The 13,725-nt window shown below is 39.0% G+C and carries 12 protein-coding genes; 5 read left to right on the top strand and 7 right to left on the bottom strand.

Features of this window, described 5'->3' with window-relative positions; all coding sequences use genetic code 11:
• Positions 1-110: 110 nt before the first annotated feature.
• The 4 genes from aspS to MSG95_RS09980 all read left to right on the top strand — a co-directional run bounded on the left by aspS (position 111) and on the right by MSG95_RS09980 (position 4,255).
• Positions 111-1,895 carry an aspartate--tRNA ligase gene (gene aspS, locus MSG95_RS09995; protein WP_077165202.1) on the top strand — a complete coding sequence of 595 codons (1,785 nt, stop codon included), beginning with the start codon at positions 111-113 and terminating at the stop codon, positions 1,893-1,895.
• A 146-nt stretch (positions 1,896-2,041) separates the two neighbouring features.
• Positions 2,042-2,260, top strand: coding sequence for a hypothetical protein (locus MSG95_RS09990; RefSeq protein WP_077165203.1), 219 nt, complete (start codon positions 2,042-2,044; stop codon positions 2,258-2,260).
• A complete protein-coding gene (locus MSG95_RS09985; protein ID WP_077165204.1) occupies positions 2,260-3,198 on the top strand; it encodes a CgeB family protein in 939 nt (312 codons plus the stop codon). The genes MSG95_RS09990 and MSG95_RS09985 overlap by 1 nt, the downstream gene beginning before the upstream one ends.
• A gap of 37 nt (positions 3,199-3,235) precedes the next feature.
• On the top strand, positions 3,236-4,255 hold the full coding sequence (locus MSG95_RS09980; RefSeq protein ID WP_077165205.1) for a glycosyltransferase family 2 protein: 1,020 nt from the start codon (positions 3,236-3,238) through the stop codon (positions 4,253-4,255).
• Positions 4,256-4,362: 107 nt separating this feature from the next.
• Here MSG95_RS09980 and MSG95_RS09975 read toward each other — a convergent pair whose 3' ends face one another.
• From MSG95_RS09975 to MSG95_RS09945, 7 genes are all read right to left on the bottom strand, one after another.
• A complete protein-coding gene (locus tag MSG95_RS09975; RefSeq protein WP_077165206.1) occupies positions 4,363-5,406 on the bottom strand; it encodes an ELM1/GtrOC1 family putative glycosyltransferase in 1,044 nt (347 codons plus the stop codon).
• A gap of 12 nt (positions 5,407-5,418) precedes the next feature.
• Positions 5,419-6,402 carry a glycosyltransferase gene (locus MSG95_RS09970; RefSeq protein WP_004705673.1) on the bottom strand — a complete coding sequence of 328 codons (984 nt, stop codon included), beginning with the start codon at positions 6,400-6,402 and terminating at the stop codon, positions 5,419-5,421.
• Positions 6,403-6,404: 2 nt separating this feature from the next.
• A complete protein-coding gene (locus MSG95_RS09965) occupies positions 6,405-7,214 on the bottom strand; it encodes a polysaccharide deacetylase family protein (RefSeq protein WP_004705672.1) in 810 nt (269 codons plus the stop codon).
• 13 nt (positions 7,215-7,227) lie between these two features.
• Complete coding sequence (locus MSG95_RS09960; RefSeq protein WP_077165207.1) at positions 7,228-8,115, bottom strand: mitochondrial fission ELM1 family protein; 888 nt, start codon at positions 8,113-8,115, stop codon at positions 7,228-7,230.
• 67 nt (positions 8,116-8,182) lie between these two features.
• Entirely contained in the window at positions 8,183-9,109 is a 927-nt protein-coding gene (locus tag MSG95_RS09955) for a branched-chain amino acid transaminase (RefSeq protein ID WP_004705670.1), read from the bottom strand.
• Positions 9,110-9,133: 24 nt separating this feature from the next.
• Entirely contained in the window at positions 9,134-11,884 is a 2,751-nt protein-coding gene (gene glnE / locus MSG95_RS09950; RefSeq protein ID WP_324645032.1) for a bifunctional [glutamate--ammonia ligase]-adenylyl-L-tyrosine phosphorylase/[glutamate--ammonia-ligase] adenylyltransferase, read from the bottom strand.
• A 68-nt stretch (positions 11,885-11,952) separates the two neighbouring features.
• Positions 11,953-13,224, bottom strand: coding sequence for a sensor histidine kinase (locus MSG95_RS09945; protein ID WP_077165209.1), 1,272 nt, complete (start codon positions 13,222-13,224; stop codon positions 11,953-11,955).
• Between the two features lie 275 nt (positions 13,225-13,499).
• On the opposite strand from MSG95_RS09945, the gene MSG95_RS09940 reads away from it, so the two are divergent.
• Complete coding sequence (locus MSG95_RS09940) at positions 13,500-13,715, top strand: hypothetical protein (RefSeq protein WP_077165225.1); 216 nt, start codon at positions 13,500-13,502, stop codon at positions 13,713-13,715.
• The last annotated feature ends 10 nt before the right edge of the window (positions 13,716-13,725 follow it).

Here is a 13,725-nt window from a genome sequence, read left to right as displayed (position 1 = left end):
AGTTCTTGTCGCATGCCACTCAACAGGGCATAATCGAAAACTTACTTTTTTGACGGTGCGCGGTTTACGCATCCGTCTTTTCAGCCAATATAGTTTGGATAATCTTCATCATGATGCGAACTCATTACTGCGGCTCTTTAACTGAAGCCCAAATCGACCAAACCGTTACATTATGCGGTTGGGTACATCGTCGCCGTGACCATGGCGGTGTTATTTTCCTTGATATGCGTGACCGTGATGGTCTCGTTCAAGTGGTTATTGACCCAGATACTCCAGAAGCATTTGCAACAGCAGATAAAGCACGTTCTGAATATGTATTAAAAATTACAGGTCGTGTTCGTCGCCGTTATGAAGGTACTGAAAATGCCAATATGGTGAGTGGTCAAATTGAAGTTTTGGGTAAAGACATCGAAGTTCTTGCCACTTCAGAAACACCTCCATTCCCTTTAAATGATGAAAATACCAATATTTCTGAAGAAATTCGTTTGAAATATCGTTTCTTGGATATTCGTCGTCCTGAAATGTTGGATCGTTTACGCTTCCGTTCTAAATTGACCAACCTTATTCGCAACTATTTCGAAGATAATGGTTTCTTAGACGTTGAAACACCTATTTTGACACGTGCAACTCCTGAAGGTGCACGTGACTACTTAGTACCAAGTCGTGTACAAAATGGTAGTTTCTATGCACTTCCACAATCACCACAATTATTCAAACAATTGTTGATGGTAGGTGGTATTGATCGTTACTACCAAATCGCGAAATGTTTCCGTGATGAAGACTTGCGTGCTGACCGTCAGCCAGAATTTACTCAAATCGACGTTGAAACATCGTTCATGAGTGACGATGAGATCATGGACTTAATGGAAGTCCTTACTGTGAAGATGTTCGATGAACTTCTTGGCGTTAAATTCGATAAATTCCAACGTATGACTTACGCAGATGCAATGCGTGACTATGCATCAGATAAACCTGATATGCGTATTCCGTTGAAACTCATTGACGTTGCAGACTTAATGCAAGAAGTAGAGTTCAAAGTATTTGCTGGACCTGCAAAAGATCCTAAAGGTCGTATTGTTGCTTTACGCGTTCCTGGTGCAGCTTCATTGCCACGTAGCGCAATTGATGAATACACCAAATTCGTTGGCATCTATGGTGCAAAAGGTTTGGCTTACATCAAAGTTAATGAGCTCGCTAAAGGAATTGAAGGTCTTCAATCTCCAATCGTGAAATTCATTGAACCAATCGTACTTGAATTGTTGGAACGTGTTGGTGCGCAAGATGGCGATATCGTATTCTTCGGTGCTGATAAAGCTAAAGTTGTAAATGATGCAATGGGCGCACTTCGTGTCAAGATTGGTCACGACTTGAATCTTGCAACATGTGAGTGGGCTCCACTTTGGGTTGTTGACTTCCCAATGTTTGAAGAAACTGACGATGGCAAATGGACTTCTGTTCACCATCCATTCACTCTACCAAAATCAAGCGTAGAAGAAGTGAAGAACAATCCAGGTGAAGCACTTTCAGTTGCTTATGACATGGTATTGAACGGTACTGAAGTTGGTGGTGGTTCTCTACGTATTTATACATTAGAAATGCAAAAAGCGATTTTTGAAGCGCTTGGTATTTCTGATGAAGAAGCGGAAGAGAAATTCAGCTTCTTACTTAATGCACTTCGTTACGGTGCTCCTCCTCACGGTGGTCTGGCATTTGGTCTTGACCGTTTAGTAATGTTAATGACTGGCGCGACTTCTATTCGTGACGTTATTGCATTCCCTAAAACGAAAACTGCTGAATGTCCACTTACTCAAGCACCTGCTCCAGTTGAAGCTAACCAGCTTCGTGACTTGGGCATTCGTTTACGTGAAAAGCCAAAAGCTGAAGAATCTAAATAATTTTTAGATTTTAAATAAAAAACCCTGCTTAAGCAGGGTTTTTTATTGTATGTTATGAAACACATATTCGACTTACCTAAGGTGATGCTTTGCGAATAAGCAGCACAATGGCATAATACACTGCTTTTTACTAACAGGTCAGCTTTATGACAATGCGTCAAGATGTACGTCGACACACAATTGTGATTATCGTGTTTTCACTTGCACAATGGTTCTTTATGCGTTACATCCTTGCAAATGAACTCTTTAACATGAGCACGAACGAAAGAATTTTGTATTTCTGCATCAGTAGTTTGGCTGGGGCATTGCTGATCTTTGTTGCCCTGATTTATATGGTACTCAAAGGGAATGCGGATAAAGAGTAATGCCAAAAAAGCTACTCGTCATTGGTAAACGTGGTGGCATATTGCAATGGTACGAAAACATTCTTGCGGCTGCCCATCATAGCTCTGATTATGAAATTCAGGGCTTTGCCTTGAACCATAATAATACCACTGAGCGTTTCCTCAAAAAAATCTTGCCGAATAAAGATGTCTATACTGCAAATTTACTCAAAAAGAAGTTACAAGCATTCCAACCCGATGTCATACTCATTGCCGATCTTTTTTATTTTAATGATCATTTACTGCAAGTTTTAGCAGGTTTTCCATGCAAAAAAGCTCATTGGATTGGCGACTTTTTTGATGAGCGCTTATTAAAATCTAAAGACGTCATTGATTTATATTGCTTTACTGATTCTAGCTTTATCGAAGATGCGAGAGCAATGGGACTAAATCATGCCATTTATCTGCCTCTTGCTTATAATCCAGATGTCTTCTTTTCTAGCAATGAACAAAAAGATGATCGTCTTTTATTTGTAGGCGCATGGTCGCCTGATCGACAAGAGCTCATTGAACAGATTCCCCTTCCCATCACTGTCTATGGGAAAGGATGGGATAAACTCAGCAAAACAAACAGTATTGTTCACCCTCACAATATTCCTTTGACCGAAGTTGCCGAACTCTACAGGACACATCGTTACATCTTGAATGTCATTAACAAGAAAAATATTCGTCAAGGTATGAATATGCGTTGTTTCGAAGCTCCGGCTTGTGGTTGTATTTTGGTAAGCGAGTATGTTGAAGATCTCAACTATGCTTTTGATATCAAAAATGATATTATTTCATTTGAGAATCCGCAAGAATTGCGATTGAAGTTAAAAGATCCAATAATCAGCGCTGAAGCAGCCATGTATAAAGTTCAACAGAGTCATACTTATAAAAATAGGTTAGAGACCGTCGTTGACTTATTTCTTCAAGCTTAAGTTTTAGCTTTTTTAATTTTGTATAGGCCACCCTCACGTGTTTGTTAGTGTTATTGTTCCAAGTTATAACCATGCCCAATATTTAGAAGACAGAATTGAGAGCATTCTTAACCAAAGCTATTCGCAATTTGAAGTGATTCTTTTAGATGATCTATCACCCGATCATAGTGCTGAAATTTTAGAGAAATACAAAAGCCATCCGAGAGTTTCACATTGCATTATTAATCAACAAAATTCAGGCTCAACATTTTGCCAATGGAACAAAGGCATGCATCTGGCAAAAGGCGATCTGATCTGGATTGCAGAGTCTGATGATGTTGCTGATCTACAGTTCTTAGAAAAATTAGTCCCTCATTTTGAAAAAAAACCTAAGCTTGTTCTTGCCTACAGCCAATCTCATCGAATGAATGTACAAGGTGAAGTCACAGGTTCATGGAAAGATTTTACTGATCAAGTTGATTCAAAATTATTTGAAAATGATTTTGAAATGAATGGTCTCGAATATATCGAAAGATTTTTAAATGCTCAAAACACCATTCCAAATGCCAGTGGTGTCATTTTTAAAAAACAGACTTATTTCGATGTAGGTGGAGCTAATCCGAGTTTACGCTTTATTGGTGATTGGGAAATTTGGGCAAAAATCGTATCGCAAGGTGACATCTTCTTTACGCATGAATGTTTAAATTATTTCCGCTACCACGACACCAGTGTTATTGCTCAAGCCAAAAAGAAAAAAGATCATTTTGAAGTAAGACGGCAAGTGATTTTGTTCCGCCAAAGTATGTCACAATTCTTAAAAGATTATTCGAAGACGCATCCAGAAGCGAGTAAGGCTTATCAAATTAACCAAAGATGTTTATCAAAAGAATTAAGAAAAAATGCCTCTTTAGCTATTCGTCGTCGTTATTATAATCGTATTATGCCAACCTGCATAACAGCGCTAGAGACTTTACCTTTCTATATTGCACCTATTTATATTCTAAAACTACTTATACAACTTATTTTATCAGTTTGCTTCGTTGCTCCTTATAAAACATTATTAAAGCAACCCAAATAAAAAGGAGGAGATTCCCTGCTCTTTTTTATTTTTTAAATTTATCCAGAATTTGATATATTGACTGATCAAGTTGGCGATTATTAAAAAATAAAATCTAAATGCTTAGTTTATTTTCCCAAAATAGTATTTAATTTTCGAGTCATCTCTCTCGTATGGTCTTGTACTTTTAATTTTTGGACAGCCTCAACAATTTGATGAGCATCTAAAAAATTTAATAAATATAACCAATGCTGTTGAGCTAAGGAGTTTAATTGTTGTTTGATAGCCACATCCTGTACTGCAACTTCATTATAAAGTACTAGCAATTTGCTTCCTGACATAATAACCTCTGCGACCATCGAAGTTGAGTCTGGGCTCGCTAAAATCCAATCAGCTGCTTTAATGTAGTCTTTAATATCACAACTTTGCCCTTGTGCAACCCATGTTAGCCAGTCATTTGCCTGAAAAATATCGTACTGTTCAGCAAGCTCTTGTAACTCATTTTCAAAATTAACTGACGTTCTACGCGATGTCGTAACTAATAATCTCGCTGTTGGATATTGCTTTCGAATCTGCTGTAAAACAGTTGCCCATTGCGCGGCTTCACCAATTTTTACTGTTTTGGTGTCAGCACCAATCAAAATTGCAATCGCTTGCTCAGCATTTTGAATACCCAAATTTTCCCGTGCCTGCTCGCGTGTTAGAGGTAAAGCACTCATTTTATTCGGTGCAATTGGATAATAAAAATAATGAGGCGATAAGGCTTGTTGTTCATGAATGGTAAATACCACATCAAACAAGTTAGCGCTAATCCCCCGTAACGAACTCGCGACCAAATTTTTCACATTTTGATCTTTGTATAAATGTTGTTTGAGCAATAGATTAGGAAGTAGAGTGTTTCCCCCTGCCGATACAATATAAGCAACCTGTTTCTGCTCTAATGCTCTTAGGGTTTGGGTATCAAGAAAATAACGCAGCCACTGCGTATTTATTGAAAACTTGATCAGTAACTTCAGAACACGATACAACCATTTTTTAGGTAGATTTAATTGAACCCATTTGACCTGATACTCTTGCTGTTGATTCAGTAGTTGCACTATTCCTTGAGTTTGAGTTTCATGGCCTGCTTTACCATCGGTCAACGCTAGGATAAAAGGTTTTTGTTGTGCCATTAATCCATCATCCTATGGTGAAAGCAATGATTGATAAACTTGGACCGTATGATCAATCATTTTTGTAAAAGTCAATTGTTCTTGTGCCAGAGCATAAGCCTGTTTAAAACTTGCCTCAGGGGCTACCATATCCAAATAGTTTTGAATTACTTGTTGCAATGCTTCAATATTATTTGGCTCACATAGAAACTCAATAGGAATAAACTCAGCCATCATTCCGACATCAGTCCCTAACACAGGACGTTGAAGCAATAAACTTTCAGCAAGTGTATACGGCCCCCCTTCACGCAAGGACGACACAATCAAGGCCTCATGGTCTGTAATCAAAGGGTGAATATTGCCACTATACCCATATAAGTGAACCCGATCAGCTAATTGGTAGTCTTGAATCAATTGCTTTAGCTTCTCTCGTTCTTCACCATCACCAACAATAGTTAATTGGTGTGAAATGTTCCGCCAAGCAGCCAGTAAAAGATCGAAACCTTTCACTTCATTTAAACGCCCAATGGCAATAAATTTTCTATTTTTTACAAATGATTGAGCAGGCATATTCAAAGAAATGCCATTATAGACCACACTGAGTTTTTCCGGCTGCCCCACAAGCTGTGCAAGTCGCTTACTCACACAAATGATATGATCAAATGCTAAGTAACAATCAATCTTTTTCTTTGCACCATGAATAGTCACCACACAAGGGAAATCAAAACCTGCAATCATGCCTTGCAACAGTTTAGCCGTTTTAGAAGCATGAGCATGTAGTACTTGTGGTTCTGTCCCCAATATTGTTTTTTTAAGCAGATATTTCGTCCACGGGTTATAACGACTGCCACTCATATCAAAAGCAACAAAGTTCACCGAACTTTCCACCTGACTTTGATATTTCTGATGTGCAATTAGAGAAACTTCATGTTCTTGTGATAAACCAGCAACCAGCTCAAGTACATGCTTTTCTAGGCCACCTTCCTCATCACTTGCCATCATAAGCGTAATTTTCATGATTAACCCTCACGCTTACCCAGTTTTAAACGCAGCTTGACTGCAAATAAAGAATCTTTCCCGCTAACCTTAATACGCTGCAACTGCATAAAATCAGGCTGGATACCATCGATACCTTCACTTGTGGTTACCGCATTAAGATATCCTGCTTGTTTAACGAATTTGACATCTCGATCAGAATAAATACCGAATGGATAAGCAAAACTTGTTACAGTACGACCTGTTAACTCCTCTAACTGTTGCTTTGAATCTGTTAATTCTTTTAAACAACTTTCATCATCCAGTTTATTTAAATTGGCATGGGTTAATGTATGCGAACCAATTTCAATAAGCCCACTTTCTACAAGCTGTTTAACCTCTAAGTCATTCAGCTTTGGCTCACGCATTAACTCACCACTATTGTGGTGCTCTTTTTTATAAGTTGACCAATCTCGGTGATGCCGGTCTACCACAATATAAATTGTAGCTTTTGCCTGATATTTTTCTAAAACCGGATAAGCATTTTGCAAGTTATCCAAATACCCATCATCAAAAGTGATTGCAACAGTTTTAGCAGGATGTTTACCCCAATTTTCCTGTAGCTCTTGCATAGTTACGAAATGAAAACCTTTTGATTTCATCCATGCAATTTGCTTCTCAAACTCAATTGGTTTTACTCGAAGCTTATTAAATTTGGCACCATCAATATGATCTCTCACCATGTGGTACATCAAAACACGTGGCCTATTCCAGTTAATTGTGGGTTTCCACCAAGCATATTTATAGCTAAATAGCACAGTCAAAAGAACCAGTAAAATCAGTATATAAATCACAGTGCCAAACTCATTATTTTGCTAATAGATATGTTGCCACACGCTCTGCCTCTTTAAAAGGATGAGGTTGTGACAACTCTGCAATCGACATCTGCGTTGAAATTAAATTAGATTGAATCATTTTATCAATAGATAGAGTAATTCGATCTGGTTTCAAGCGATCTATTTCTATGACCCCAACCCTGCAACCCGCAGTAAGTGCCTCATAAATCATAGAAACACTATCTTCTGTTACCCACACCGCTTCTGCTTTTTGCATTTCCTCAAAAATCCAACCTTGAGGGGTTTGCTCAACCGGACATATCTGTAAATACTTGGTGAAGCTTTGCTGTCTTAAAATGTCGATAAATTCTGCAGGGGTACGACGTGAGGTCGTTAAAATAATTTCAGAGTTTGGATTATGCTCAACAATTTGTTGAATAGACAATAATACTTTTTCTTGATTCCATTGATGTCGTTTAGATGAACCACCCAATGCAATTAAAATTCTGGCTTTTTGATGGCGGTTTTCATTACGAATTGGATTTAATGCACCACGAGTAACAATAACGCGGCTATTTGCTGGAATACCATCGTGCTCGGGAATTACGGCATAGTCAAACCAAGCAATCGGCAAATTCGGCTTCATTAAAATAACGGTCTTGGCCTTTTTGAAAATTTTGCCTAGCAACCAGACACGAAAGTGCGTATGGCTCCCGACTCCAAATATAAAATCGGGTGCTTGTTCAAATAAAGTATTTTTTGAAGAGAAAAAAGCATTAATTAAAGAAAAAATAGGCAAATCATGAATGGAAACTTCTTCAAAAGTTGCATTTGCCTGTTGTCTTTGCATCGCCTGAAATAAACCCAAAGCCTGTGAACGATGCCCTGCTTTACCATCAGAGACATAGACAATATGCATAAAAGCTCCCTAACCCAAAAATAAAAAGGCGAAACTAAAGTTCGCCTTTTTATGTTAACGGATTAACTTATTTTACGTAAGTTAACCAGTGTTCATATTTCGGATTTCTACCCTGAACTGCATCAAAGTAAGTTTTTTGGATTTCAGTGGTAATTGGGCCACGAGTACCTGAACCGATTGGACGGTCATCATATTCACGAATTGGTGTTACTTCAGCAGCAGTACCTGTGAAGAATGCTTCGTCTGCGATATAGAATTCGTCACGTGTAATACGGCGCTCAACAACTTGATAACCAAGATCTCTAGCAATCGTCATTACAGTTTGACGTGTAATACCGTCAAGTGCACCGCCAGCGATATCTGGAGTGTGCAAAACGCCATCTTTAATTAAGAATACGTTTTCACCAGAACCTTGGCATACATAACCTTGTGGGTCCATGAGCATTGCTTCATCGTAACCAGAGTGTGCAACTTCTTGGTGAGCAAGAATTGACAACGTGTAGTTACCAGATGCTTTTGCTTTACACATAGTCACGTTTGGATGATGGTGAGTAAATGATGAAGTTTTAACGCGAATACCTTTAGCCATCGCTTCATCACCAAGGTATGCACCCCATGCCCATGCAGCAACAGCGGCATGAATGGTGTTATTTGTTGCTGCAATACCTAGTTTCTCTGAACCGATCCAGATTAATGGGCGTAAATAGCAAGAAGCTAATTTATTTTCACGAACAACATCAATTTGTGCTTGTTCAAGCGTTGCTTGATCATACGGCACTTTCATTTGATAAATTTTTGCTGAATTTAACAAACGTTTTGTGTGGTCTTGAAGACGGAAAATGGCAGTACCTTTAGGCGTTTCATAAGCACGAACACCCTCAAATACGCCCATACTGTAGTGTAATGTATGGGTTAAAACGTGAATCTTTGCATCACGCCAATCAATTAATTTTCCATCTTGCCAAATAAAACCATCACGATCAGCCAAATTCATGGAACACTCCAAATTGTTATAAAATCATTCACTATCCCACTCAACCGAGGCGGTTGGGTCTATTAATCTTTGCCATAAATTGCAAACGACCGCACGGGTACTACGCCAGTCCGCTGCGCTGACTTGCATGGATTGATTTGCAAGGGCTAAGCGGTGGCTTTCGGCACGTTCACTAAGATAGGCTCGAATTAATGCTGTGGCATCTTCACTGGATAAGCAGTCTGCTTTAGCAGCATCTTCTAATATTCTTACATTATCAGAATAATGGGCGAGATCGGGTTTCGTCCCGCTCCATGCAAGTACAGCATACTGTGCCATAAATTCGATATCTACGATACCACCTGCGTCCTGTTTTAAATGAAAAATACCATGTTTTTTTTGTTCAGAAGACGAACCTAGGTGGTCTTTCATTTTCTGACGCATTTTCAACACTTCCTCACGAACATAAGCCTCATCTCTAGATTGAGTCAATATCTCGCGGCGAAATATTTCAAATTTTTGGCAAAGCGTTTCATCACCAGCGATAGAGCGTGCTCGAACGAGTGCTTGGTGCTCCCAAAGCCATGCACTTTTCAACTGATAATGTTCATAGGCTTTCAGACTGGTCACTAATAAACCAGCCTCACCAGAAGGTCTTAAGCGTGTATCAATTTCATAGACACGACCATCAAGCGTTTGAGTGGTCATGAGGGACATGAACTTTTGAGCAACACGCATGGCAAACTCAAAGCCACTAATAGCCTTAGTTCCATCGGTGTCAGCTTGTTCATCTAGATAATGAATAAAGACAAGGTCTAAATCAGAACCATAGCCCAGTTCAATGCCACCCACTTTGCCATAACCAATAACAGCAAAGGCTTTATAGTCGAGTGAGCAGCGCTTTCCCTCAACATCTTTAGGGTAACCATGACGTTTTGCTACGGTCTGGTAAGCTAAATATAGGGTTGCATTAACACTCACTTCAGCAATATCGGTTAGTGCATCAGATACCTTCATAAGAGGGCTTTCAGCTAATACATCACTTGCAGCAACCGTGAGTACATTGCTCTTTTTAAACAGGCGAAGTGCTCGCATTTGGTCTTCGACTTGATCAATTTCAATACGAAGCAACTGCTGACGTAATGAGTCTTCTAAATCCTTACGTTTTGGCAACTCAAAATCCATCGATAAAAACTCATCCAGCAGCACCGGATATTGCGTTAGTTCTTCACAAATCCATGGGCTTACCGTCGCCATTTTCACTAAGCGTTGCAATGCCCCTTTACTTTCAATCAGCATTACCAAATATACGGTTCGACGCATGACCGATTCAATGAGCGGCATTAAACGTAACAGTGCAGTTTGCGGTTGATCTGACTGCAAGATCGCTTCAATCAAGTGAGGCCAGAACGTTTTTAAACGCTGCACCGCATTTGAAGGAAGTTTTTTAAGTGCATGTCCATGCCAAAACTCATGAATCAAATTTTTCGCATTGTCATCTAGCACTTCATCTAGCTGTTGTTCTAACTGCCCAAAATTTTCAGTTGCAGCATTAGAACTTGTATCCTCAATCAGTTGTTTAAATTGAACTTTAACTTTTTGACGTTTCTCGTCAAGAACATTAATAAATTCATTCCAGCTAACAAAACCTAAGGTATCTATAATGCGTTGTCTTAGGTCAACTTCTTCTGGTAATAGCTGAGTTTGCTGGTCATTGAGCGCTTGAATTGCATGTTCAACACGTCGTAAAAACAAGTAAGCATCTTTAAGCTCGAATACCGCCTGTTTTTCTAATAAGCCTGCTTCGCCAATGTGCTCTAGACTGACTAAGCACTGACGGTCTTGTAACTCACGTTTAGATCCGCCGTAAATAAGCTGGAAGACCTGAACAATAAACTCAATTTCGCGAATCCCCCCCGCCCCGAGCTTAATATCATCTTCAATATGTCTGCGCAGGACTTCACGCTCAATCATGGCTTTCATATCACGCATAGCGGCAAAAGCGGTGTAATCGACATAACGGCGGAATACAAAAGGACGTGTCATCTCTAACAAGTCTTGTCCTTCTTTGCCACCAGTCACAACACGGGCTTTAATCCACGCATAGCGTTCCCACTCACGACCATGCTGACTTAAATATTTTTCTAAAGCGGCATGACTAATCGCTAATGCCGAGCCATCACCCCAAGGGCGTAGACGCATGTCTACTCGAAATACAAAACCTTCGGCAGTAATATGCTCAAGCAAATAAATAAGTTTTTGGCCCCACAAAATACAGAATTGCTGTACATCTATGCATTTTCGGCCATTGGTTTCACCTTGTTCATCAAAGGCAAAAATCAGGTCAATATCACTCGATAAGTTAAGCTCTTGCGCCCCTAGCTTCCCCATAGCAACCACAATTAAATCTTGAACTTTGCCAGAGTAGCCCACAGGTTCACCATGTTTCGCCACAAGTGCAACACGTGAAAAGTCTTTTGCTACACAAATACTGGCATCGGCAAAGTCAGAAAGTTCACGAGTGAGTGTCACAACATCGGTAAGCTGATTGGCATCCTGCCAAATCCAACGAAACATTAAACGACTACGTAAAATGCGTAATCCACGCATCCAAGATATTTCGTCAGCAATTCCATTTAATGTAGTTTGGACAAATTGATAAATCTGTTCGGTCGAGAGCGGTGCAGCAAATTGATCTATTTGATAATCTTGTTCTAAAACAGCTTGATGCAAGCCTAAAACTTGTTCAGCGTACTGACTAGCACGCAATGTTTTTTGTAACTGCTCCGCATTCATATAAAAAAGCTCTTTTCCTCAGACTCTCTTTTTAGTTATAGCAGTTCACGTAGTAATAGGAAAAGGGATTAAACTAATTTTGCTTCTGGTGAAGAATGATGTTCGGTCAGTGCGTCATGACTTTCTTGAGCTGAAGGTAGTAAAACCTTAAATGTTGTTCCTACGCCCTCTTTGGAACCAACATTAATTTGCCCTTGGTTAATTTCAATAAAACGCTTACAAAGGCTTAAACCTAGACCAGCGCCTTTCTCGCCTGCCGTACCTTTAAAGCTGGCTGTAATACGTGGATGGAACAAATTTTTGATTTGTTGCTCTGTCATACCCAAACCGGTGTCTCGAACTGTTATTTCTATATTTTTATCAGCTTGTCTAGCTTCTATAAAAACTTTGCCTGAGCCATCAATATCGGTAAATTTCAACGCGTTTGATACCAAGTTTTGAATCACAGAAGTCATCATATTAATATCAGCATAGATATTTAAATCTTCTGGAACATCATTCACTAGTTCAATATTTTTCTTTATCGCTAAGGTACGCAGTACATCACAAACAATATTACTCACTTGTCTCAGCTTAAAGTTAATTGGGTGATATACAAAACGTCCACCCTCTGCCATGGCCCATGTCAGTAAACTTTCAAGCAAGTTATAGGTCGATTGCGAGGTTTCATATAAATAATCTGCAATATTTTGAATGCTAGATTCATCTAAAGTCTCGCGCTCTTTGGCAAGCACCTCGGAAAAACCAAGTAACCCATGAAACGGCGCACGTAAGTCATGCGAAATAATCGAGAAAAATTTTGTTTTACTTGAATTAATTGCCACCTGTTGTTCATAAAGTTCGTTTAACTCTTCATAGTTAAACTTCAACTCAACCTGTTGCATAAACGTAGAACAATAATCGAGCAGCAATTGAATATCATCATCTTCAAAGGTAGCTGCATCATCATCAAAAAAGACAGCAAAGCCCATCGAAGTCTTATCTGGATGAAAAAGATGCACGGCCAATGCCCTACTGCACTCGATGTTTAGTTCTTTTAAATAATTGGTTAAGTTTTGATAGGAAGGATGCAGATGATTAATGACCTGTTGTTTAGCAAAGCACTGTTTCAAATGTTTCGAAGGCTTAAACGAAATTGCAGTTATACCTTCAGGGCAACGGTGCCAAAAGTAAGGTTCCTGATTAAAAGTTAATAAGGCTTTTTGACACTTCAACAGACGAAGACTAAATCGGAAAAATTGCTCGATATAGTTCTGCTCGGCATTTAATCCAAGTAATAGTGATATTCTACAAGCACTTAACTGCTCGATCTGATGTAGTTCTAAACGCTGGAATGTCATTTGCCCGCCTCACAGATTTTGTCGTTGTTGGTCGGAACCGCTTTCAAGAAATGTACTTATAATCATTATGATCTAATACAAACTTTAACACAGTACATAAAAAGAGCAACGTTCTTTTCAAAATAGAAATGTGAAGTTTCAATTAAAGGTTTTCAGATACATAAAGTGGGTATGCTTGAGAAAAATACAACAATTATTTGAAGGTGATGAGTTGTAAGATGTTAGAAATGCAAGTTCGTAAAAATAGTTTCTTGTTCAATGGACAGCACGGAGAAATGCACTCAACACTAGACATTAATAGCAATAAGAAAATCACGGCTGAAGAAATATTGGAAGAAATTGAATATCCACTTGAGAAACTTCAAAAATTACTTTTTGCCTTTTCAAAAATGAAAGTCGATGATATTTTAAAAGAACAAGAATTTAGCGCTATCATCAACACATTACATCACCAAGTGGTCAACATTAACCGCGCGGTTCATGCCAAATGAATTAAAAAAC

The sequence above is a fragment of the Acinetobacter sp. IK23 genome (assembly GCF_035615275.1).
GTDB classification, from domain to species: Bacteria; Pseudomonadota; Gammaproteobacteria; order Pseudomonadales; family Moraxellaceae; genus Acinetobacter; species Acinetobacter seifertii.
This window is presented reverse-complemented; position numbering and strand designations above follow the sequence as displayed.

Coding starts and splice junctions, on each gene's coding strand:
- MSG95_RS09960 (WP_077165207.1), bottom strand. CDS start 8,115: ATGCATATTGTCTATGTCTCTGATGGTAAAGCAGGGCATCGTTCACAG.
- MSG95_RS09990 (WP_077165203.1), top strand. CDS start 2,042: ATGACAATGCGTCAAGATGTACGTCGACACACAATTGTGATTATCGTG.
- MSG95_RS09945 (WP_077165209.1), bottom strand. CDS start 13,224: ATGACATTCCAGCGTTTAGAACTACATCAGATCGAGCAGTTAAGTGCT.
- MSG95_RS09970 (WP_004705673.1), bottom strand. CDS start 6,402: ATGAAAATTACGCTTATGATGGCAAGTGATGAGGAAGGTGGCCTAGAA.
- MSG95_RS09975 (WP_077165206.1), bottom strand. CDS start 5,406: ATGGCACAACAAAAACCTTTTATCCTAGCGTTGACCGATGGTAAAGCA.
- aspS (WP_077165202.1), top strand. CDS start 111: ATGATGCGAACTCATTACTGCGGCTCTTTAACTGAAGCCCAAATCGAC.
- MSG95_RS09940 (WP_077165225.1), top strand. CDS start 13,500: ATGCACTCAACACTAGACATTAATAGCAATAAGAAAATCACGGCTGAA.
- MSG95_RS09955 (WP_004705670.1), bottom strand. CDS start 9,109: ATGAATTTGGCTGATCGTGATGGTTTTATTTGGCAAGATGGAAAATTA.
- MSG95_RS09985 (WP_077165204.1), top strand. CDS start 2,260: ATGCCAAAAAAGCTACTCGTCATTGGTAAACGTGGTGGCATATTGCAA.
- glnE (WP_324645032.1), bottom strand. CDS start 11,884: ATGAATGCGGAGCAGTTACAAAAAACATTGCGTGCTAGTCAGTACGCT.